The sequence below is a fragment of the Streptomyces sp. R302 genome (assembly GCF_012927245.1).
Lineage (GTDB): Bacteria > Actinomycetota > Actinomycetes > Streptomycetales > Streptomycetaceae > Streptomyces.
Window position 1 is genome coordinate 367,384 of the sequence record NZ_JABBGE010000009.1, and the last position, 21,222, is coordinate 388,605.

Below are 21,222 nucleotides of genomic sequence, written 5' to 3' on the forward strand. Positions count from 1 at the left end.
TGCTCGCTACGCTCGGATCATGAGCTGGCTCCGGGCGCTGAGGGAGACCGCCCGCTCCGGACTCACCGTCGAGCGGCGGCGGCTCGCCCCCGTCGTCGCGGCCCGCGGGGCGCTCGGGCTGGCGCTCGTCGTCGGCTTCTCGCTGGCCCTCTTCGGGCCGGCCGTCGCCGCGTCCTCCGCGTTCGGCGCCTTCCAGGCGGCCATCGCCACCTTCCAGCGGTCGTGGCGGCCCCGGCCCACCCTCGCGCTCGCCTCCGGCGGCAGCCTCGCGGTCTCCACCTTCCTGGGATACCTGACCGGGGCGCACACGCTCCTCTTCCTCGCCCTGCTGATCCTGTGGACCTTCCTCTCCGGGCTCGCCTGGGCCGCCGGACCCACCGCCGGCATCATCGCCTCGTCCAACGTCGCGATCATGCTGGTCACGGTCACCCTGCCGACCTCCGTCGCCACGGCCGCCGGCCACGCCGTCATGATCTTCGCGGGCGGGGTCGTGCAGGCCGCGCTCGTGGTGCTGCTGCCCGTCCGGCCCTGGGGCGCCCAGCGCGACGCGCTCGCCGACGCGCTCGCCGCGGAGGCGGACTACGCCCGCCGGCTCCGCCACGACCCGGTCGCGTCCTTCGACCCGGTCCCGCTGATGACCGCTCGCAGCGCCGCCGCCGTCACCCCGCGCCAGGCCCGCCGCCGGCCCGCCGAACTCCACGGGCCCCGGCGGCTCGCCGAACGGATCCGGCCCGTCCTCGCCTCCCTCGCCGACCCCGCCGTCGGCGCCCCCGCCGAGGGGCCGGAGCGCGACCGGGTGCGCGAGCTGCTGGCCGCGGCGGGGGAGGTCCTCGACGCCGCCGCGCACGCCATCCGGCACGGCGAACCCGTCCGGCTGCCCCCGGCCGCCGTCGCCGCCCTCCGCACCCCCGACACCGGCACGATCCTCTCCGACCGCCCCCACCGCGCCGCCCTCCGCCTGGCCGCCCTCCTCGGCGACGTCGTCGAGACGGCGGAACCCCGCACGGAGACGAGCCCGGCCACGGCTCCGGATCCCGCCCCTCGTACCGCTCCGAGTGCCGGCCCGGGTACGGCTCCGGATCTCGACCCTCGTACGGCTCCAGGCGCCGGCCCGGGTACGGCTCCGGATCTCGACCCTCGTACGGCTCCAGGCGCCGGCCCGGGTACGGCTCCGGATCTCGACCCTCGTACGGCTCCAGGCGCCGGCCCGGGCACGGTTCCAGGGCCGGATCCGCGTACGGCTCCAGGTGCCGGCCCGCGTACGGCTCCGGATCCCGGCCCGCGTACGGCTCCAGGCGCCGCCCCCGGGGCGGAAGGCGCGACCGCGTCGACGCGCGCCCCCACCCCCCGCTCGCGGCCCACCCTCCTGCGGCTGCTGCCGCTCGTCGTGGCGAGGATGCGGGCCGAGGTCCGGCCGGGGTCGGCGATCCTGCGGCACGCGTTGCGCGTCTCCGGGGTCACCGCCGCCGGGTATCTGCTCGGTCTGGTGCTGCCCTTCGGGCACGGGTACTGGGCGCCGATGACGTCCGTGATGGTGATGCGGCCGGACTTCTCGCAGACGTACTCCCGCTCGGTGGCCCGCTTCGGCGGCACCCTCGTCGGTGTGGCGCTCGCCTCCGCCGTCGTGCAGACCGCGCACCCGGGGACGTACCTCTCCGCCGGTCTCGCCGTCCTCTGCGCCTTCGGCATGTACCTGCTGATGAAGACGGGGTACGCGGTCAGCCAGGTCTGCGTCGCCGCGTACGTCGTCCTCCTCCTCGGCATGGAGGGATCGGGGGTGACCCAGACCGTACGGGACCGGGTCCTGCTCACCCTCCTCGGCGGCCTCCTCGCGATGCTCTCCTACGCCCTCTACCCCGCCTGGGAGACGCCCCGGCTGCGCGGCAGGCTCGCCGACTGGCTCAGCACGTCCGGGCGGTACGCCGCCGCCGTCGCCGCCCGGTACGCCGACCCCGCGGGCCCCGGCAGCCCGGACGTCCGCGAGGCCCTGCTCTCCGCCCGGGCCGCCCGCGTGGCCTGGCAGGACGCCCTGGCCCGGGCGGGGCACGAACCGGTGCGGCACCGGGGGTTCTCGCACGCGGCCGCCGAGGGCGCGGGGCACGCGATCGCCGAGTTCGGGCGGGCCGCCATGCTCCTGGAGGCCCACCTCCCCGAGCGCGGCGCCCCGCCCCTGCCCACCGCCGCGGGCCTCGCGGAGGCGCTGCGCGAGGCCACCGAACGCGGCGCGAAGGCGGTCCGCGAGCGCAGGCTCCCCGCCTGGGACGACCTCCGCGCCACCGTCGCCGCCTGGGACACCGAGGTCGCCGACCCGCTGCTGCGCAAGACGGCCCGGCTGCTCCTGGCCGCCCTGGACGAGCTGTCGACCGCCCTCGCCGACGCCTGAGCCCCTCCAGGGGCGGAGCGGGCGCGAGGGAACCACCACCCCCGTGTTCCCGTCCACCCGGGTGGGAAGATCACGGGGGACTCCCCCGCGGCCGCACGCTGAGTGGCGTAGCGACTACGCCACGCCGCGTGCACGTGCATCTGCTCATGCATCCGCATATGAACGAAGCTATGATCCGGGGAAGTTGACACCTGTACCAAGCAACTCGGGGAGCTACCAGTGCACCACGCGCACCACGCGTACAACGGCATGGCGGCGACGGAGCTGCGGGGCGTCGTCTGGCAGAAGAGCAGGCACAGCAACTCCCAGGGCTCGTGCGTCGAGTTCGCCAAACTTCCGGGGGGAAACGTTGCCGTGCGCAATTCCCGCCACCCCGACGGCCCGGCGCTCGTCTACACGCCGGCCGAGATCGAGGCGCTTCTGCTGGGTGTCAAGGACGGGGAGTTCGACCATCTGGTCTGAGGCCGCCGGCAGGCATGGCGAAGGCCCCGGCGGTCGCCCGCCGGGGCCTTCGTCATGCACTGCGGGATGCCCCTACTCCTCCGGCCCGACCCGGAACAGCGCCCACACCACCTTGCCGTGCAGGGTCCCGGCGAGCGGGTGCCAGCCCCAGCTGTCGCTGAACGACTCCACGAGGAACAGGCCCCGGCCCGACTCGGCCGAGAAGTCCTCCCCGCCCTCGCGCGCCTCCGGGCTCTGCCGGCTGGGGTCGCGCACCGCGCACACCAGGCGGGAGGCCCAGCGCATCAGGTGCAGCCGCACCTGCGGCGCCTGCGGGTCCTCGGGGCCGTCGGGGACGGCGTGCCGCAGGGCGTTGGTGACGAGTTCGGAGACCACGAGGGCCACGTCGTCGAAGCGGTCGGCGAGGTCCCAGCTGTCCAGCGTGGCGCTGGTGAACTTCCGTGCCCCGCGCACGGCTTCGTACCGTGCGGGCAGGGCGCAGGAGGCGGAGGTGGAGACGGCGCCGGGATCGATCGGCGGGAGACCCTGCCGTAAAGGCTCGAGCACGGTCGATCCATTCGTCCCCATGCGAGGCACTCCCGGGAATCGCGGCGGTGGTGCGACAACGGTGCAAGCGGTGCGAAACATTGCGAAACATTGCGACAACACGACAACGCGAACGAGTACGCGGCTGCGCGGGGTCCATGGTTCCGAATGAGCCGACGGGATGCAAGGGCAGATGCACGTGCACGCGAGGGGCGGGTGCCGGACCTGTCCGACCCTGTGGCGAATCTGTGGAAATCTTCTTGACACCGGCGCCTCGCCCGCCGTCCGGATCTCACCCCTACGCATCCCCTTCCGTAATCGGATGTGTACGCGCTGAAGCGTTTGATGGCAGAATCCGGGGCTCGAACGGGGGCTCGTCACCGTGAAGGGAAGGCTGGAGCCGTGACCGCAGGCGAAATGAACGGAGCGGGCGGGAGCGTCGTCCGACGGATTCTGCTGGGCTCCCAGCTGAGGCGCCTGCGCGAATCGAGGGGCATCACCCGCGAGGCCGCCGGCTACTCGATCCGCGCCTCCGAATCCAAGATCAGTCGCATGGAGTTGGGAAGGGTGAGCTTCAAGGCCAGGGACATAGAGGATCTGCTCACGCTCTACGGAGTCACCGAGGAGACCGAGCGCGGCGCGCTCCTGGGTCTCGCCCGCGAGGCCAACCTCGCCGGCTGGTGGCACAGCTTCGGCGACGTCCTGCCGGGCTGGTTCCAGACCTACATCGGCCTCGAAGCGGCCGCCTCCCTCATCCGCGTCTACGAAGTGCAGTTCGTGCACGGCCTGTTGCAGACGGAGGAGTACGCCCACGCGGTCGTCTCCCGGGGCATGCCGGGCGCCTCGCGCGCCGAGATCGACCGCCGGATCGCCCTCCGCCTCGAACGCCAGAAGGTCCTCGTCTCCGAGCGCGCCCCGCACTTCCACGTCGTCCTCGACGAGGCCGCGCTCCGCCGCCCGTACGGCGACCGGGCCATCATGCGGGGGCAGTTGAAGCACCTCATCGAGATCTCCGAGCATCCCGGAGTCACCCTCCAGGTGATGCCCTTCAGCTTCGGCGGGCACGCCGGCGAGAGCGGCGCCTTCACCATGCTCAGCTTCCCCGAGTCCGACCTCTCCGACGTCGTCTACCTGGAGCAACTCACCGGCGCCCTCTACCTCGACAAGCGCGAGGAGGTCGCCCAGTACGCCACGGTGATGGAGAAGTTGGCGAAGGACAGTCCGGATCCGGCCGAAACCCGTGATCTTCTCCGGGGCCTCCTCCAACTCTCCTGATACATCAGTACGATGACGGCGCATCAGTAGCCACGGTGGCCGGGCGCCCGCGCGCGCCCGGGCGACCGGCAGCCGGTAGAGGGGTTCACCGTCCATGTCGCACTTCACCGACCTGGCCCACCAGTTCATCGACGGCGAGTGGAAGCCGGGCAGCGGCTCCTGGGACATCATCGACTTCAACCCGTACACCGGGGAGAAGCTCGCCTCGATCACGGTGGCCACCGTCGAGGAGGTGGACCGCGCCTACCGGGCCGCCGAGCGCGCGCAGGCCGCCTGGGCCGAGACCAACCCGTACACCCGCCGCCTCGTCTTCGAGCGGGCCCTGCGGATCGTCGAGGACCGCGAGGACGAGCTGGCCGAGACGATCGTCGCCGAGCTCGGCGGCACCCGCCTCAAGGCCGCCTTCGAGCTGCACCTCGCCAAGGAGTTCCTGCGCGAGGCGGTCCAGCTGGCGCTGCGCCCCGAGGGCCGCATCCTGCCGTCGCCGGTCGACGGCAAGGAGAACCGCGTCTACCGCCTCCCGGTCGGCGTCGTCGGCGTCATCTCCCCCTTCAACTTCCCCTTCCTCCTCTCCCTCAAGTCGGTCGCCCCGGCGCTCGCGCTCGGCAACGCCGTCGTCCTCAAGCCGCACCAGAACACCCCGATCTGCGGCGGCACCCTGGTCGCGAAGATCCTGGAGGAGGCGGGCCTCCCGGCCGGTCTGCTCAACGTCGTCGTCACCGACATCGCCGAGATCGGCGACGCGCTCCTCACCCACCCGGTCCCGAAGGTCATCTCCTTCACCGGCTCCGACAAGGTCGGCCGCCACGTGGCCACGGTCTGCGCCCAGAACTTCAAGCACGCCGTCCTCGAACTCGGCGGCAACAGCGCCCTGATCGTCCTCGACGACGCCGACCTCGACTACGCCGTCGACGCCGCCGTCTTCAGCCGCTTCGTGCACCAGGGCCAGGTCTGCATGGCCGCCAACCGCGTCCTCGTCGACCGGCGGGTGGAGGCGGAGTTCACCGAGAAGTTCGTGGCGAAGGTGAAGACCCTGCGCGTCGGCGACCCGGCCGACCCCGCCACCCACATCGGCCCGCTCATCAACTCCCAGCAGGCCGAGTCGGTCGACGGGGCCGTCGAGCAGGCCGTCGCGGCCGGCGCCACCGCGCTGCTGCGCGGCGGCGTGGAGGGCAACGTCGTCTCCCCGTCCGTGCTGACCGGCATCCCCGCCGGCGCCCCCGTCCTCTCCCAGGAGATCTTCGGCCCGGTCGCCCTGATCCTCCCCTTCGACGGCGAGGACGAGGCCGTGCGGATCGCCAACGACACCCCGTACGGGCTCAGCGGCGCCGTCCACACCGCCGATGTCGAGCGGGGCGTGCGGGTCGCCAAGCGCATCCACACCGGCATGATCCACATCAACGACGGCACCGTGCACGACGAGCCGATCGTCCCCTTCGGCGGCGAGAAGCACTCGGGCATCGGGCGGCTCAACGGCGACGCGATGATCGAGGCCTTCACCACCCAGAAGTGGATCTCCATCCAGCACGGCCGGAGCCGGTTCCCCTTCTAGGACGGGATCTGTCCTACTCCGTCGGTAGCGTGGGCCCTGCCCGACAGCGACACGGACGGAAGGCGGACACATCATGGTGGCTCTTGTTCCCGCGGAGGCCCCCGGCGACGAGCGCGGCGCGTTCCTCGACTTCGTGGAGGCCCAGCGCGCCGCGCTCCGCCGCGCCCTCCTCGGCCTCACCGAGGAGCAGGCGGCGAGCCGGCCCAGCGCCAGCGAGCTGAGCCTCTCCGGCCTGGTCAAGCACGTGGCCGAGGTGGAGCTGAACTGGCTCCGCCTCGCCCAGCGGAAGGAGAACGAACGGCAGCGGACCCAGGAGACCTGGGGCGAGGCCTTCCGGCTCGTCGACGGCGAGACGATCCCCGAGGTGCTCGCCTTCTGGGACGGCGTGGCCAAGGAGACCGAGGAGTTCGTCCGCACGGTTCCGAGCCTGGACGACACCTTCCCGCTGCCGCCCGCGCCCTGGTTCCCGAAGGACGGCCGGGTGTCGGTCCGCTGGATGCTGCTCCACCTGGTGCAGGAGATGGGCCGGCACGCCGGGCACGCGGACGTGATCCGCGAGTCCCTCGACGGCAAGGTCTCCTTCGCGCTGATCGCCGAGGAGAGCGCGCGTACCGCCGGGTCCTGACCCGCCTACTCTGGTCGGAATCGACCAGAGAGGTACGTGGGGATGTCGGCGATCCGCCTTCTCGTCCTGGGCGCGGTGAAGCAGCACGGCCGCGCCCACGGCTACCAGGTGCGCAACGACCTGGAGTACTGGGGCGCGCACGAGTGGTCCAACGCCAAGCCGGGCTCGATCTACCACGCGCTCAAGCAGATGGCGAAGCAGGGACTGCTGCGCGCCGAGGAGCTGGCGCCGAGCACGGTCGGCGGTCCTCCCAGGGTCGAGTACGAGATCACCGAGGCGGGCCGGGAGGAGTACCTGCGGCTGCTCCGGGAGGCGCTGGCCACCTACGACCAGCAGATGGACGTGCTGTCGGCGGCGGTCGGCTTCATCGTCGACCTGCCGCGCGCGGAGGCGGTGGAGCTGCTGCGCGAGCGGCTGCGGGGCCTGGACGCCTGGCGGTCGGCGGTGACGGAGTACTACGTCCCGGAGGGCGGTCCGGCGCAGCTCGGGCACATCGGCGAGATCATGCACCTCTGGGTGCACTCGGCGGACGCCGGCCGGGCGTGGACGCTCGGGCTGATCGAGCGGATCGAGGGCGGGGCGTACACCTTCGCGGGGGAGGGCGAGCCGTTCGTGGGCGTCCTGGCGGAGGGGCAGGAGAACCCGTACGCGACGACCGGTGACGCCGGCGAGGAGTAATCAAGTTTGACTAGCCCGGGAAGCGGGCATACCCTCCCGCCGGAGCTGCTCGTCAAATTTGACTAGTGGCCATGGGTGGCGTACATCGGGAGGAAACGGATGTCTGTGGGTGGAGACGCGATCCTCATGGAGGGCGCGCGCAAGCGGTACGGGGACAAGCGGGCGCTCGACGGCCTCGACCTCGCCGTCGGGCGCGGCACGGTCCACGGCCTGCTCGGCCCCAACGGGGCGGGCAAGACCACGACGGTACGGGTCCTGGCGACCCTGCTCCGGCACGACGAGGGCCGGGTGCGGGTGGCGGGGCACGACGTACGGAAGGAGGCCGCCGAGGTCCGGCGCAGGATCGGGCTGCTCGGGCAGCACGCGGCGCTCGACGAGGAGCTGAGCGGCCGGCAGAACCTGGAGATGTTCGGCCGCCTCTTCCACCTCGGCGCCCGGGGCGCGGGGCTGCGCGCCGACGCGCTCCTGGAGCGGTTCGGCCTCGCCGGCACCGGCCGCAAGCCGGTCCGGCAGTACAGCGGCGGCATGCGGCGGCGGCTCGACCTCGCCGCGTCCCTCATCACCGAACCGGAGGTGCTCTTCCTGGACGAGCCGACCACCGGCCTCGACCCTCCCCCAAGCTCTTGAGGAGCAGGGGGGACCCCCATGCCGCGGCGAGGTCTCGGAGGCCGTGCGCTCCCTCGTCCACGGCGGGACGACGGTGCTCCTGACCACCCAGTACCTGGAGGAGGCCGACCGGCTCGCCGACCGCGTCTCGGTCGTCGACGGCGGCCGGGTGGTCGCCGAGGGCACCCCGGGGGAGCTGAAGTCCCGGGCGGGCCGGGACCGGATCGACGTCGTCGTCCGGGACGCCGCCCGCCTCGACGAGGCCGTACGGGCGCTGCCCTTCGGCGCCGGCGAGACGGACGTCGACCGGGACCGGCGGCTGATCAGCGCGCCCGTACGGGACCGGATGGCCTCCCTCGCGGAGGTCGTACGGGCCCTGGAGGCGGCCGGGATCGAGGCCGAGGACGTGGCGCTGCGGCGCCCCACGCTGGACGAGGCCTTCCTGCGGCTGACGGAGGACGAGGAGAAGAAGGAGGTGGCGGTATGAGCGCCGCCGCGTACGCGCTGAGCGACTGCTGGACGATGACCCGGCGCGAGCTGGCCCACTGGGCGCGGCAGCCGGTCGCGGTCGTCGTCGGGCTCGTCTTCCCGGTGATGATGCTGCTGATGTTCGGCTACCTGGTCGGCGGCGGCCGCGCCGTACAGGGGGAGTACGTCGACTACCTGGTGCCCGGGATGCTCACGCTGACCATGGTGTTCGGGCTCGAAGGGACGATGACGGCGGTCACCCGGGACCTGGACAAGGGGGTCGTCGACCTCCCCCGAGCTCTTCGAGCAGGGGGGACCCCCACGCTCCATGCCCATGGCCGACGGCGCCGTGCTCGTCGGCCGGGCGGCGGCCGACATGCTCCAGTCGGCGGCCGGACTCCTCGTGATGGTCGGCGTCGGGTACGCGATGGGCTGGAGCGCCCGGGGTGGCTTCGCCGCCTTCGCGGGCGCGCTCGGACTGCTCCTGCTGCTGCGCTTCGCGATGCTGTGGATCGGCATCTACCTGGCGCTCGTGGCGGGGAAGCCGGAGCTGGTGCAGGCCGTGCAGATCCTGGTCTGGCCGGTCGGCTTCCTCTCCAACGCCTTCGCGTCGCCGGACTCCATGCCGGGCTGGCTGGGCACGGCCGTCGAGTGGAACCCGATGTCGGCGACGGCCACGGCGGTCCGGGAGCTGTTCGGCAACCCGGGCGGCGAACCGGGGGGGGTGACGGCGGCGGTGCTGTGGCCGCTGGCGCTCCTCGCGGTGTTCTTCCCGCTGGCGGTACGGAGGTTCCACCGGCTCGGACGCTGAACCCGGGGCCGTATCACGGGACGTGGGAGGACAGTGACCCCCGAGGGGCAGGGGGAGGTCCGATGCGCGTTCCCGTTTCCCGGGCGCAGGCTCCGCTCCGCGCGCTCGTCGTACTGCTGCCGGCCGGGGCGCTGGCCGCCTGCACGGGCGGTCCTGAACCGGCGCCCCGGCCACCGCAGCCTGGACGGCGGCTGGACCTTCCGGGAGATCCCTGACGGCACCGGGTACGTCCGCCGGACCGCGGCCGGGCTCCTCCGGCAGAACTCCCGGTGCCGGTACGGGCTGACGCGCGACGGGGTCCGCTGGTCGGAGTTCCGGCTGGCCTGCGGCGAGGAGGGCGCCCCTCAGTGATGGAAGGCGGTCGCCGCGGCCTTGTCCCCGGTGAAGGGGTGGGGCTGGCTGCGGAGTTCGGGCAGGAGGCGGTGCAGGTCCTCGACGAAGAGGCTCGCCAGGTCGGCGGAGAAGCCGTTGCGGCAGACGACCCGCAGGACGGACAGGTCCTCGCGGTGGGCGGGGAAGGTGTAGGCGGGCACCAGCCAGCCCTGTTCGCGCAGTCGGCGCGAGACGTCGAAGACGTCGAAGGAGGTGACGTCGGGGGCGGTGGTGAAGGCGAAGACGGGCAGCTGGTCGCCGCGGGTGAGGAGGCGGAAGTCGCCCATGGCCTCGATGCGTTCGGCGAGGCCGCGGGCGACGTCCCGGCTGGTCTGCTGGACGGCCCGGTAGCCCTCCCGGCCCAGCCGGAGGAAGGTGTAGTACTGCGCGACGACCTGGGCGCCGGGGCGGGAGAAGTTGAGGGCGAAGGTCGGCATGTCGCCGCCGAGGTAGTTGACCCGGAAGACCAGCTCCTCGGGGAGCTCCTCGACGCCGCGCCACAGCGCCCAGCCGACGCCCGGGTAGACGAGCCCGTACTTGTGGCCCGAGGTGTTGATCGAGGAGACGCGGGGGAGCCGGAAGTCCCAGACCAGGTCCTCGTCGAGGAAGGGGGCGACCATGGCGCCGGAGGCGCCGTCGACGTGGACGGGGACGTCGAGGCCGGTGCGGGCCTGGAGCTCGTCGAGGGCGGCGCAGATCTCGGCGACGGGCTCGTACGAGCCGTCGAAGGTGGAGCCGAGGACGGCGACGACGCCGATGGTGTTCTCGTCGCAGAGGGCGGCGGCGGAGGCGGCGTCGAGGTGGTAGCGGTCCCCCTCCATGGGGACGAGACGGGCCTCGACCTCCCAGAAGTCGCAGAACTTCTCCCAGCAGACCTGCACGTTGACGCCCATCACCAGGTTGGGGCGGGCGGTGGCCGGGTAGCGGTCGGCGTTCCGCTTGGCCCAGCGGCGCTTGAGCGCCATGCCGGCGAGCATGCAGGCCTCGCTGGAGCCGGTGGTGGAGCAGCCGACGGCGGCGGCCGGGTCGGGGGCGTGCCAGAGGTCGGCGAGCATGGCGACGCAGCGGCGTTCGAGCTCGGCGGTGCGCGGGTACTCGTCCTTGTCGATCATGTTCTTGTCGCGGCACTCGGCCATGAGGACACCGGCCTGGGGCTCCATCCAGGTGGTGACGAAGGTGGCGAGGTTGAGCCGGGAGTTCCCGTCCAGCATCAGCTCGTCGTGGACCAGCTGGTAGGCGCTGGACGGCGCCAGCGGGCCCTCGGGCATCCGGTGCTTCGGCGGGGCCTCGGTCATCCCGCCGACGGGGTCGGCCTCGCCGTAGAAGGGGTTGAGGGCGAGCCGGCGGAAGTGCTCGCTGTCGGTGACGTCGGATCCCTTGTGGAGGGGGGCCATCGGGGCTCCTTCTGCGGCGGGCGGGCTGCGGGCGGGGGGTCAGCGGAGGGGCTTGCCCTGGTGGTCGAGTTCGAGCTGCGGGCGGCCGGTGACGACCAGCCAGGCGGGCAGGGTGGCCAGGCAGAGCAGCGAGAGCATCGCCGGGGAGGCGGCGAGCACGGCGGCGATGAAGAGGCTCACCCACCCCTGCCGGGTGGTGGCGAGGAGGACGCCGAGGACGGCGGAGGAGACGGCGACCGCCGGGTGGATCTCCGGGACGAGCGCCTGGGCGACGAGACCGAAGGCGGAGCCGAGGAAGACCGCGGGGAAGACCCGGCCGCCGCGGAAGCCGCAGGCGGCGGCCACGAGGAGGGCGGCGAGCTTCACCACGGCCAGCTTCGCCAGCTCCCCGGAGGAGTACACCCCGATGGAGTCGACGAGCTCCTTCGTCTCGTGGAGGCCCTTGAAGAGGGTCAGGTGCCCGCCGAGCGCGCCGAGCAGGCCGAGCAGCAGTCCGCCGGCCGGCAGCATCACCATCGGGTGCCGCAGCCGGCCGAAGGCCCGGTGGAGGTGGGGGAAGGCGTAGCAGCCGAGGAGGCCGAAGAGGGCGCCGAGGGTGGCCACGACGAGCGCGGCGAGCAGGTCCTCCCAGCCGGGGTCGGTCAGCGGCGGCAGCCCCATCGCGAAACTGGGGTCCGAGAGGAGCTGGGTGGTCATCGCGCCGGCTCCGGCGGCGAGGAGCGGCGCGAAGAGCCGGTCCCACAGGGAGCCCCGGCCGGGCTGCCCGGTGAGCGCCTCGGAGAGGACCAGGGCGGCGGCGACGGGGGTGCCGAAGAGGGCGCCGAAGGTGCCGGCGACGGCGAGCGAGACCCAGAACGCGCCCGGTACGCCCGGCGCGGCCCGCAGGCCCAGCCAGGCGGCCAGGGAGATCGCGGCGGCGATCGTCGGCTGCTCGGGGCCGAGGCTGACGCCGCCGGCGAGGGCGAGGGTGGAGGCGACGAGGAGGCCGGGCACCACGAGCGGCGGCAGCGGCGGCCCGCCGAGCCCCTCGGAGGCCGGGTCGGGCCCGGCGTGGCCGGGCGCCTTCCAGATGACCAGGCCGATGGCGACACCGGTGACGGTGAGGACGGTGATCATCCACAGCGAGGAGTACCGGCCGATGTCCAGGGCGTCGGGCACGGTCTCCCACAGCACCGACTGGAGCTCCTCGGCGAGCGCGCTGACGCCGAGGAACAGCAGGCCCGATCCGACGCCCACCACGAGGGCGGGCAGCACCTGCGGGAGGAGGATCCGTACCGGGGCTTCGGCGGGGGCGGTCGCGTCATGATCGGTGGCCACCGCCACACCATAAGTGAGCAAATGCCGCACAACACCTCGAAAGGCCGGGCAACCGGGCGTACATCTCACGTCACGTCAGGACGCGGCCCGACGGCCCGCCCGGGCACCCGACCCCCGACGGGCGCGGGCCCGGGCGGAAGGCCGCCCGGGCCCGCGCCCGCACCCGCTCCCGTACCCTCCGGGGTCAGGGCTGCTGGGCGATGACGACGGCGGTGCCGTACGCGCAGACCTCCGTGCCCACATCGGCGGCCTCGGTCACGTCGAAGCGGAACATCAGCACCGCGTTCGCGCCGCGCGCCCTGGCCTGCTCCACCAGGCGTTCCATCGCCTGGTTGCGGGTCTCCACCAGGGTCTTCGTCAGGCCCTTCAGCTCGCCGCCGATCATCGACTTCAGACCGGCGCCGATCTGGCTGCCCAGGTGCCGGGAGCGCACCGTCAACCCGAAGACCTCGCCGATCACCTGGCGTACCTCGTAGCCGGGAACGTCGTTCGTCGTCACCACCAGCACATCGGGGTGCGGTCCCTGACCGCCTCCGTACTCCTCGATGCCCATCGGCCATCACCTCCTGGTCACCCAGGGTCGCCGGAACCCGGCCACCCCGCATCCCCGGCCACCGGCTGGAACCGGGGCCCGCCCCTCCGCGTTGATAGCTTGGGGCGCGCCGCAGGCATGTCCCGCCCGCATCCCGACATGCCCCCACCCCGAACCGCAGGAGCCCGGAACCGTGAACACGCTTGCCCTCGGACCGAGCTGGCTGGATCCGGACTACCTGATCCAGACCTTCGGCCTGATCGGCGTCCTCGCCATCGTCTTCGCCGAATCCGGTCTCCTCATCGGGTTCTTCCTCCCCGGCGACTCGCTGCTCTTCACCACCGGCCTCCTCGTCACCACCGGCAAGCTCGACAGCCCGCTGTGGCTGGTCTGCACGCTGGTCGTCGCCGCGGCGATCCTCGGCGACCAGGTGGGCTACCTCTTCGGCCGGAAGGTCGGCCCCTCCCTCTTCCGGCGCCCCGACTCCAAGCTCTTCAAGCAGGAGAACGTCGAGAAGGCGCACGAGTTCTTCGAGAAGCACGGCCCGAAGTCCCTCATCCTGGCCCGCTTCGTGCCGATCATCCGCACCTTCACGCCGATCATCGCCGGCGTCAGCCGGATGAACTACCGCTCCTTCATCACCTTCAACATCATCGGCGGCGTGCTGTGGGGCGCGGGCGTGACCCTGCTCGGCGCCTCCCTCGGCAAGGTCGACTTCGTGCACAAGCACATCGAGGCGATCCTCATCCTGATCGTCCTCGTCTCGGTCGTCCCGATCGTGATCGAGTACCTCCGGGCCCGCTCCCAGTCGAAGAAGGCCGCCGCCCAGGCCGCCGCCCAGGGCCCCGCCGCCCCGGCCGCCCCCGCCGACCCGACGCCCCCCGGCGACCAGAGCACGTACGGCACCCAGCCCGGCCAGGGCGGCTACGACGGCCACGACGGCTACGGCGACCAGGGCGGCTACGGCAACCACGACGGCTACGCGGGTCAGGGCTACGGCTACGGCAACCAGGGCGGTTACGCCGATCAGGGCGGCTACGGCTACGGCAACCAGGCCGGTTACGCCGATCAGGGCGGGTACGGGTACGGCAATCAGGCCGGGTACGCCGGCCAGGGCGGCTACGACGGCCAGACCTACGGCGCCCAGCCCGGCTACGACCAGCAGCAGCCCGGATACGGTCAGCAGCCCGGCTACGGCCACCAGCAGCCCGGCTACGGCGGCTATGACGCCCAGGGCGGCTACACCGATCAGGGCGGCTACGACGGCCAGCCCGGCTACAACGGCCAGGACGGCTACGACGGCCGGCCCGGCCACAACGGCCAGAACCCGCCGCAGCGCTAGAAGCCTCGGGTCCGCTTCGCCGCGCTGCGGGCGGAGCCGGCGCCCGGGGCCCGCATGAAGAGGCGGGCCAGCTCGCCTCCCAGGTTCACCCCGATGGCGATCGCCAGGGCCAGGGCCGCCGCCTTGGCCAGGTAGCCGAAGCCCTGGTCCAGGTTGTTCTGGGCGATCGAGAGCACACCGAAGTACGTCGCCGAACCGGGCAGCAGCGGCCCGATCGCCGCCGTCACGTACGGCAGCGACGACGTGTGGTGGTAGCGGGCCATCAGCTGCCCGAAGAGACCCACGAGCCCCGCCGCCGCCGCCGTCGCCATCACCGCGGACCCCTCCGCCGTGATCGCGATCGACGCGTACACCACCCAGGCCACCCCGCCGTTCAGCGTCGCGAAGAGCACCGTCGCCCGCGACTGCTGCAACAGGATGGCGAAGGTCGCGGACAGCACCATCGCCGACAGGATCTGCGTCACCGGCCGCTCGACCGGGCTCAGCGCCCCCTCCGGATTGAGCTGGGCGTCGAACTGCACGGCCACGTACAGCACCGACAGCACGCCCACCACGATCGCCACGAAGAAGTAGCCGACCTCCAGGAGCCGCGCCGAGGCCGTGATGTAGAAACCGGTCAGACCGTCCTGCACCGCCGCGACCAGCGCCCGCCCCGGGATCAGCGCGAACAGGCCACCCGTGATCACCGCCGAGGGCCGCAGACCCGCGTGCAGCAGCGTCAGCAGCACCCCCATCGCGGCCGGCGGCATCGCCGCCACCAGGAACTGGTAGAACTCCGGCAGCCCGCGCCCCGCGCACAGCCACGCCAGCCGGTCGCCGAGCACCGCGCCCAAAGCGGCCACGAAGAAGACCCACGGCCCGCCGCCGAGCAGCGTCGAGGCCGCCCCCGCGAGGACGCCCGCCGCGGTCGTCAGCACCCACCCCGGGTACGGGTGCCGGTTGCGCCGGATCTCCGCGAGCCGCCGGTAGGCCTCCTCGAGCGACACCTCGTGCGCGGGCGCGTTGATGTCCGCGAGCAGCAGGTAGACGGCCTCCAGACGGGTGTAGTCGGTGCCCCGGCGGCGTACCGTCCGGTTCGCCGTCACCGGGTCGTCCACCAGCGACGGCTGGTAGGTGATCGACAGCAGCGTGAACGTCACCGTCGGCTCGCAGCGGTCCAGGCCGTACGAGCGGCAGATCGCGAACATCGCCGCCTCGACGTCCTCCGCGCCCTCCCCGCCCGCGAGCAGCAGCTCGCCGATGCGGAGGGTCAGGTCGAGCACGCGCGGCACCGAGGGCCCCGTCTCGTCCTTCGCGGCGGGCTTCTCCGGCACCGGCCGGTCGCCCACCGGCAGCCGCAGCATCGTCCGCATCCGGTCCTGCCAGGGAGCGTTGTGCGGCAGCCGCGCCAGGGGGACCCCGTACGCCGGGGTGAAGGCCGGCGGCGAGTCCTGCGCGGAGTAGGTCGACGGCGTCGCGAACGCCGAACCCTCCGGCTCCGCGGGCCCCGGCTCGGCGGCCAGCCCCTCCGGCACCACGAACGCCGAGCCCTCCGGCTCCGGCGGCGGCTCCGGCAGCAGCCCCTCGGGCAGCGCGAACTCCGAGGTCGCCTCGTCCGACAGGGGCTTCCGGTCCTCCGGAGCCTCCTCGGGGCCCTCCGGCTCCGCCACCACTCGCTCTCCGCTCACACCCAGGGAATCTTGGATTCCAGTATGGGCGCCAGACGGACGTGCGAAAGGCGGATGCGCGAAAGGCGGTACCGACGCGCGGAAGGCGGCACACCCCGAAGGGTGCGCCGCCTTCCGCGGAGCCCGACGAGTCCGTCGGGCCGGCGCGTCAGTGAGCGCCCTGCTCCTTGGCGCGCGCGATCGACTTCTCGATCTCGGCCTCGGCCTCGGCGCGGCCGACCCAGTCGGCGCCCTCGACCGACTTGCCCGGCTCCAGGTCCTTGTAGACCTCGAAGAAGTGCTGGATCTCCAGGCGGTCGAACTCCGGCACGTGGTGGATGTCGCGCAGGTGCTCCATGCGCGGGTCCGTCGCCGGCACGCACAGCAGCTTGTCGTCGCCGCCGGCCTCGTCCGTCATGCGGAACATGCCGATGGCGCGGCACTTGATCAGGCAGCCCGGGAAGGTGGGCTCGTCGAGGATGACCAGCGCGTCCAGCGGGTCGCCGTCCTCGCCGAGGGTGTTCTCCACGTAGCCGTAGTCGGTCGGGTAGGCCGTCGACGTGAAGAGGCGACGGTCCAGACGGATACGACCGGTCTCGTGGTCGACCTCGTACTTGTTCCGCGATCCCTTGGGGATCTCGATGAGAACGTCGAACTCCACGGGTGGCTCCTCCTGAATCAACACAAGTGAATGCTCGCGACGACGCGCGGTGATTAAGTGTCTCTCACGCAGGTACGTGATCGCGAAAGGGGCTGGTCAGCAATGCCGGAACCGAGGGTGTGGCAGCTCACGGCGGGCTCCGCCGTGCTCGGTCTGGTTCTTGCCGCCGCGGCGGTGACCGCGGCAGGCCCATGGGACGGAGGCCAGCGTACGGCCGAGCGGGCCCGCGCCGCCGCCCCCGCGACGGGTGGCGAGCATCACCCCGCCCGCACCCCCGGCCAGGCCCCCACCCCGGCCGCCGCCCCCGCCGCACAGCAGCGCCCGGAGCCCGCCCCCGCGCCCAGCGCCCCCGACGTCCTCGCCGCCGTCTCCGGACCGGACGACGGCACCCTCCCCACCGACCTCGCCCGCACCCTCGTCCCGCTCCTCGCCGACCCGGGCCTCGGCACCGTCCGCACCGCCTCCGTCGTCGACGCCGCCACCGGCCGGCAGCTGTACGGAGAGGGCGCCGTCACCCCCATGACGCCCGCCTCCACCGTCAAGCTCGCCACCGCCGCCGCGGCCCTCTCCGCCCTCGGCGCCGACCACCGCATCGCCACCACCGTCACCGCCACCCCCGACGGCAAGGCCGTCACCCTCACCGGCGGCGGCGACCCCACCCTCGACGACACCCGCCTGAAGGCCCTCGCCCGCGACACCGCCCGCGCCCTCACGAAGCGCGGCCACACCTCCGTACGCCTCGCCTACGACACCGGCCTCTATCAGGGACCCGTCCTCCACCCGATCGGCCCCAACGAGAACCTCGCCCCCGTCACCGCCCTCATGACCCGCGGCGGCCGCCTCGACGACAGCACCGCCGGACCCGCCCCCCGCTCCGGCGACCCCGCCCGCGACACCGCCACCGCCTTCGCCGCCCACCTCGCCGATGCCGGCGTGAAGGTCACCGGCGCCCCCGCCCCCGGCCGCACCCCGAAGGGCGCCCCCCTCGCCCGTACGCACTCCGCCCCCCTCGCCGACCTCGTCGAGCGCACCCTCACCCACAGCGACAACGACCTCGCCGAGGCCCTCGCCCGGCAGACCGCCCTCGCCCGCAAGCAGCCCGCCTCCTTCGCCGGCGCCGAGAAGGCCGTCCGCGCCGAGCTCGCCCGCCGGGCCCTCCCCGTCACCGGCGCCCGCTTCGCCGACGGCAGCGGCCTCGACCGCCGCGACCGCGTCTCCGCCCTCCTCCTCACCACCCTCCTCTCCCGCGCCGCGGGAGACTCCGAGCTGCGCCCGCTCCTCACCGGCCTCCCCGTCGGCGGCTTCACCGGCACCCTCGCCGGCCGCTACGGCCAGGCCCCCGCCGGCGCCGGCCTCGTCCGCGCCAAGACCGGCACCCTCACCGGGGTCAACACCCTCGCCGGCACCGTCGTCACCGCCGAAGGCCGCCTCCTCGCCTTCGCGTTCCTCGCCGGCCGCACCCCCTCCCCGGACCTCGCCCAGCCGGCCCTCGACCGCCTCTCCGCCGCCCTCACCGGCCAGAAGTGACCCCCGAGACCGACCGGAACCGGCCCCCGGCACCACCCTCCGGACCGGACCCGAACCGGGCCCGAACCCGTACCGTTGACCCATGACGAGCATCGGTGGTGCAGGCACGTCCGGAATGGTCGACTGGAACCTCGCGGTCGCGACCGCGACCAGGCTGGTCCGCCCCGGCCCCGACGTCGGCCGCGACGAGGCCCGCGCCGTCGTCGCCGAACTCCGCCGCCACGCCAAGGCCGCCGAGGAACACGTCCGCGCCTACACCCGGATGCTCCCCGAAGGCGCCGAAGCCCACGACACGCCCGTCCTCGTCGTCGACCGCGCCGGCTGGATCAAGGCCAACGTCGCCGGCTTCCGCGAACTCCTCACCCCGCTCCTCGGCAAGATGCAGGACCGCCGCGCCGGCACCCCGGGCGGCACCGTCCTCGGCGCCGTCGGCGGCAAGGTCACCGGCGTCGAGCTCGGCATGCTGCTCTCCTTCCTGGCCTCCCGCATCCTCGGCCAGTACGAGACCTTCGCCCCCGTCACCCGCGACCTCCCCGGCGCCCCCGAAGGCGGCGGCCGGCTCCTCCTCGTCGCCCCCAACATCGTCCACGTCGAACGCGAACTCGGCGTCTCCCCCCACGACTTCCGCCTCTGGGTCTGCCTCCACGAGGAGACCCACCGCACCCAGTTCACCGCCGTCCCCTGGCTCCGCGACCACCTCCAGGGCGAGATCCAGTCATTCCTCGCCGCCACCGAGGTCGACCCCGGAACCTTCCTCGAACGCCTCCGCGAAGCCGCCCAGACCCTCGCCGGCGGCCGCCCCGAGGCCGAGGAGGGCGACCCCGCCCCCTCCCTCGTCGAACTCGTTCAGACCCCCGAGCAGCGCGAGATCCTCGGCCGCCTCACCGCCGTCATGTCCCTCCTCGAAGGCCACGCCGACTACGTCATGGACGGCGTCGGCCCCCAGGTCGTCCCCTCCGTCGCCGAGATCCGAGAGAAGTTCCAGGCCCGCCGCGCCCGCGGCGCCTCCCGCCTCGACCTCGCGCTGCGCAAGCTCCTCGGCCTCGACGCCAAGCTCCGCCAGTACCGCGACGGCGAACGCTTCGTCCGCGCCGTCGTCGACCAGGTCGGCATGGACGGCTTCAACCGCGTCTGGACCTCCCCCAACACGCTCCCCACCAAGAGCGAGATCGCCGCCCCCGCCGACTGGATCGCGAGGGTGCACCGCAAGGCGGACTCCTGAGAACGCCACCAATCACCCGTCCGAGGGACCCTGAGCGTGGGGTGAGGCGTGCAATGCTCGGGTAAGGGCCACGTTTCTGTCACCATCGACGCACTCTGAGTGACCGAACACCCCATTCCGACCGTTAAGACTCCGACCGAGGCACCCCACCCCATCCACGAAGGGCACCGAACCATGGGTCCCCATCCTGCGGTCGCGGCGATACGCCTGGCGGTCCGCCGCGTACTCCACGACGTCCTCACCGAGCACCCCACCGACCCCGCCGCCCCCCGCGACACGCACCCCCTCGTGCTCGTCGCCTGCTCCGGCGGAGCCGACTCCATGGCGCTCGCCTCCGCCCTCGCCTTCGAGGCCCGCAAACTCCCCGTCCGCGCCGGCGGCGTCACCGTCGACCACGGCCTCCAGGACGGCTCCTCCGGCCGCGCCGACGAAGTCGCCGACCGCATGACCGCCCTCGGCCTCGGCCCCGTCGAAGCCGTCGCCGTCACCGTCGGCCGCGAAGGCGGCCCCGAAGCCGCCGCCCGCGACGCGCGCTACGCCGCCCTCGACGCCGCCGCCGAACGCCACGGCGCCGCCGCCGTCCTCCTCGGCCACACCCGCGACGACCAGGCCGAGACCGTCCTCCTCGGCCTCGCCCGCGGATCCGGCATCCGCTCCCTCTCCGGCATGGCCGCCGTCTCCGGAACCCACGGCCGCTACCGCCGCCCCTTCCTCCAGCTCGACCGCCAGACCGTCCGCAAGGCCTGCATCGCCCAGGAACTCGCCGTCTGGGACGACCCCCACAACAGCGATCCCGCCTACACCCGCTCCCGCCTCCGCCACGAAGGCCTCCCCGCCCTGGAGAAGGCCCTCGGCAAGGGCGTCGTCGAAGCCCTCGCCCGAACGGCCCAGCTCTCCCGCGACGACGCCGACGCCCTCGACACCTGGGCCGCCGACGCCGAGACCGCCGTACGCGACGAGGCGGGCGCCCTCGAATGCGCCAAGCTCTTCGGGCTGCCCCCCGCCGTACGCCGCCGCGTCCTGCGCCGCGCCGTGATCGCCGAGGGCGCCCCCGCCGGCTCCCTCTTCGCCCGCCACATCGAAGAACTCGACCGGCTCATCACCGGCTGGCGCGGCCAGGGCGCCATCAACCTGCCCGGCCGCGTCGAAGCCCGCCGCCAGGGTGGCAGACTGGTCATCCGGCAAGGCTGACGCACGCTGCAACGAAAGTGACCCGGGTGAACGAGAAGGACATGGGCACCGACCTCCAGTCGGTGCTCATCACCAAGGAAGAGATCGACGCCAAGCTGGTCGAGCTGGCGGCGAAGATCGACGCGGAATACGCGGGCAAGGACCTGCTCATCGTCGGAGTCCTCAAGGGCGCCGTGATGGTGATGGCGGACCTGGCACGCGCCCTGTCCACCCCCGTCACCATGGACTGGATGGCCGTCTCCTCCTACGGCGCCGGCACCCAGTCCTCGGGCGTCGTCCGCATCCTCAAGGACCTCGACACCGACATCAAGGGCAAGCACGTCCTGATCGTCGAGGACATCATCGACTCCGGCCTGACGCTGTCCTGGCTCCTGTCGAACCTCGGCTCGCGCGAGCCGGCCTCCCTGGAGGTCTGCACCCTGCTGCGCAAGCCGGACGCCGCCAAGGTCGCCATCGACGTCAAGTGGATCGGCTTCGACATCCCCAACGAGTTCGTCGTCGGCTACGGCCTCGACTACGCCGAGAAGTACCGGAACCTCCCCTTCGTCGGCACGCTCGCCCCGCACGTCTACGGCGGCTGAGCTTCCCCCGCTCAGCGGGGAACCCGCACCGCCTTCCCCCCGTTGAACCACG

17 protein-coding genes and 2 pseudogenes are annotated in these 21,222 nt (G+C 73.0%); 13 read left to right on the forward strand and 6 right to left on the reverse strand.

All coding sequences use genetic code 11. The features are described 5' to 3' along the window. Nucleotides 1-19: 19 nt before the first annotated feature. Nucleotides 20-2,383, forward strand: coding sequence for an FUSC family protein (locus HHL19_RS28075; protein WP_169093133.1), 2,364 nt, complete (start codon nt 20-22; stop codon nt 2,381-2,383). Nucleotides 2,384-2,632: 249 nt separating this feature from the next. Continuing rightward, nucleotides 2,633-2,845 carry a DUF397 domain-containing protein gene (locus HHL19_RS28080; RefSeq protein ID WP_030219358.1) on the forward strand — a complete coding sequence of 71 codons (213 nt, stop codon included), beginning with the start codon at nt 2,633-2,635 and terminating at the stop codon, nt 2,843-2,845. Nucleotides 2,846-2,917: 72 nt separating this feature from the next. Here HHL19_RS28080 and HHL19_RS28085 read toward each other — a convergent pair whose 3' ends face one another. After that, nucleotides 2,918-3,412 (reverse strand): ATP-binding protein, encoded by a 495-nt coding sequence (locus tag HHL19_RS28085; RefSeq protein ID WP_169093134.1) that lies wholly within the window; start codon nt 3,410-3,412, stop codon nt 2,918-2,920. 375 nt (nt 3,413-3,787) lie between these two features. On the opposite strand from HHL19_RS28085, the gene HHL19_RS28090 reads away from it, so the two are divergent. The 6 genes and pseudogenes from HHL19_RS28090 to HHL19_RS28115 all read left to right on the forward strand — a co-directional run bounded on the left by HHL19_RS28090 (nt 3,788) and on the right by HHL19_RS28115 (nt 9,385). Continuing rightward, nucleotides 3,788-4,645 carry a helix-turn-helix transcriptional regulator gene (locus HHL19_RS28090; RefSeq protein ID WP_169093234.1) on the forward strand — a complete coding sequence of 286 codons (858 nt, stop codon included), beginning with the start codon at nt 3,788-3,790 and terminating at the stop codon, nt 4,643-4,645. A 94-nt stretch (nt 4,646-4,739) separates the two neighbouring features. Then, complete coding sequence (locus tag HHL19_RS28095) at nt 4,740-6,197, forward strand: aldehyde dehydrogenase family protein (protein WP_169093135.1); 1,458 nt, start codon at nt 4,740-4,742, stop codon at nt 6,195-6,197. Between the two features lie 73 nt (nt 6,198-6,270). After that, on the forward strand, nt 6,271-6,822 hold the full coding sequence (locus HHL19_RS28100; RefSeq protein ID WP_169093136.1) for a DinB family protein: 552 nt from the start codon (nt 6,271-6,273) through the stop codon (nt 6,820-6,822). Between the two features lie 42 nt (nt 6,823-6,864). After that, nucleotides 6,865-7,500 (forward strand): PadR family transcriptional regulator, encoded by a 636-nt coding sequence (locus HHL19_RS28105; protein WP_169093137.1) that lies wholly within the window; start codon nt 6,865-6,867, stop codon nt 7,498-7,500. A gap of 99 nt (nt 7,501-7,599) precedes the next feature. After that, a pseudogene (locus HHL19_RS28110) lies at nt 7,600-8,593 on the forward strand (ATP-binding cassette domain-containing protein). Beyond that, nucleotides 8,590-9,385, forward strand: a pseudogene (locus HHL19_RS28115) (ABC transporter permease). Before HHL19_RS28110 ends, HHL19_RS28115 begins: the two co-directional pseudogenes overlap by 4 nt. A gap of 344 nt (nt 9,386-9,729) precedes the next feature. Here the strand turns inward: HHL19_RS28115 and HHL19_RS28120 are convergent. The 3 genes from HHL19_RS28120 to HHL19_RS28130 all read right to left on the reverse strand — a co-directional run bounded on the left by HHL19_RS28120 (nt 9,730) and on the right by HHL19_RS28130 (nt 13,021). Further along, nucleotides 9,730-11,151: a glutamate decarboxylase gene (locus tag HHL19_RS28120; protein WP_169093138.1), complete on the reverse strand. Its 1,422-nt coding sequence runs from the start codon at nt 11,149-11,151 to the stop codon at nt 9,730-9,732. 39 nt (nt 11,152-11,190) lie between these two features. Next, nucleotides 11,191-12,468, reverse strand: a complete 1,278-nt coding sequence (locus HHL19_RS28125; RefSeq protein ID WP_169093139.1) for an ion channel protein — start codon at nt 12,466-12,468, stop codon at nt 11,191-11,193. 184 nt (nt 12,469-12,652) lie between these two features. Next, complete coding sequence (locus tag HHL19_RS28130; protein WP_169093140.1) at nt 12,653-13,021, reverse strand: YbjQ family protein; 369 nt, start codon at nt 13,019-13,021, stop codon at nt 12,653-12,655. 172 nt (nt 13,022-13,193) lie between these two features. On the opposite strand from HHL19_RS28130, the gene HHL19_RS37785 reads away from it, so the two are divergent. Next, complete coding sequence (locus tag HHL19_RS37785) at nt 13,194-14,342, forward strand: VTT domain-containing protein (protein WP_346768406.1); 1,149 nt, start codon at nt 13,194-13,196, stop codon at nt 14,340-14,342. On the opposite strand, the gene HHL19_RS28140 is transcribed toward HHL19_RS37785, so the two are convergent. Beyond that, nucleotides 14,339-15,994, reverse strand: a complete 1,656-nt coding sequence (locus tag HHL19_RS28140; RefSeq protein ID WP_169093235.1) for a threonine/serine exporter family protein — start codon at nt 15,992-15,994, stop codon at nt 14,339-14,341. The genes HHL19_RS37785 and HHL19_RS28140 overlap by 4 nt on opposite strands. A gap of 163 nt (nt 15,995-16,157) precedes the next feature. Further along, nucleotides 16,158-16,649 (reverse strand): inorganic diphosphatase, encoded by a 492-nt coding sequence (locus tag HHL19_RS28145; RefSeq protein WP_030495855.1) that lies wholly within the window; start codon nt 16,647-16,649, stop codon nt 16,158-16,160. 102 nt (nt 16,650-16,751) lie between these two features. Between HHL19_RS28145 and dacB the strand changes: the two genes are divergently transcribed. The 4 genes from dacB to hpt all read left to right on the forward strand — a co-directional run bounded on the left by dacB (nt 16,752) and on the right by hpt (nt 21,170). After that, complete coding sequence (gene dacB / locus HHL19_RS28150) at nt 16,752-18,176, forward strand: D-alanyl-D-alanine carboxypeptidase/D-alanyl-D-alanine-endopeptidase (protein WP_169093141.1); 1,425 nt, start codon at nt 16,752-16,754, stop codon at nt 18,174-18,176. A gap of 82 nt (nt 18,177-18,258) precedes the next feature. After that, nucleotides 18,259-19,398, forward strand: coding sequence for a zinc-dependent metalloprotease (locus HHL19_RS28155; RefSeq protein ID WP_169093142.1), 1,140 nt, complete (start codon nt 18,259-18,261; stop codon nt 19,396-19,398). 174 nt (nt 19,399-19,572) lie between these two features. Then, nucleotides 19,573-20,589 (forward strand): tRNA lysidine(34) synthetase TilS, encoded by a 1,017-nt coding sequence (gene tilS / locus HHL19_RS28160; protein ID WP_169093143.1) that lies wholly within the window; start codon nt 19,573-19,575, stop codon nt 20,587-20,589. A 41-nt stretch (nt 20,590-20,630) separates the two neighbouring features. After that, a complete protein-coding gene (hpt, locus tag HHL19_RS28165) occupies nt 20,631-21,170 on the forward strand; it encodes a hypoxanthine phosphoribosyltransferase (RefSeq protein WP_159689106.1) in 540 nt (179 codons plus the stop codon). The last annotated feature ends 52 nt before the right edge of the window (nt 21,171-21,222 follow it).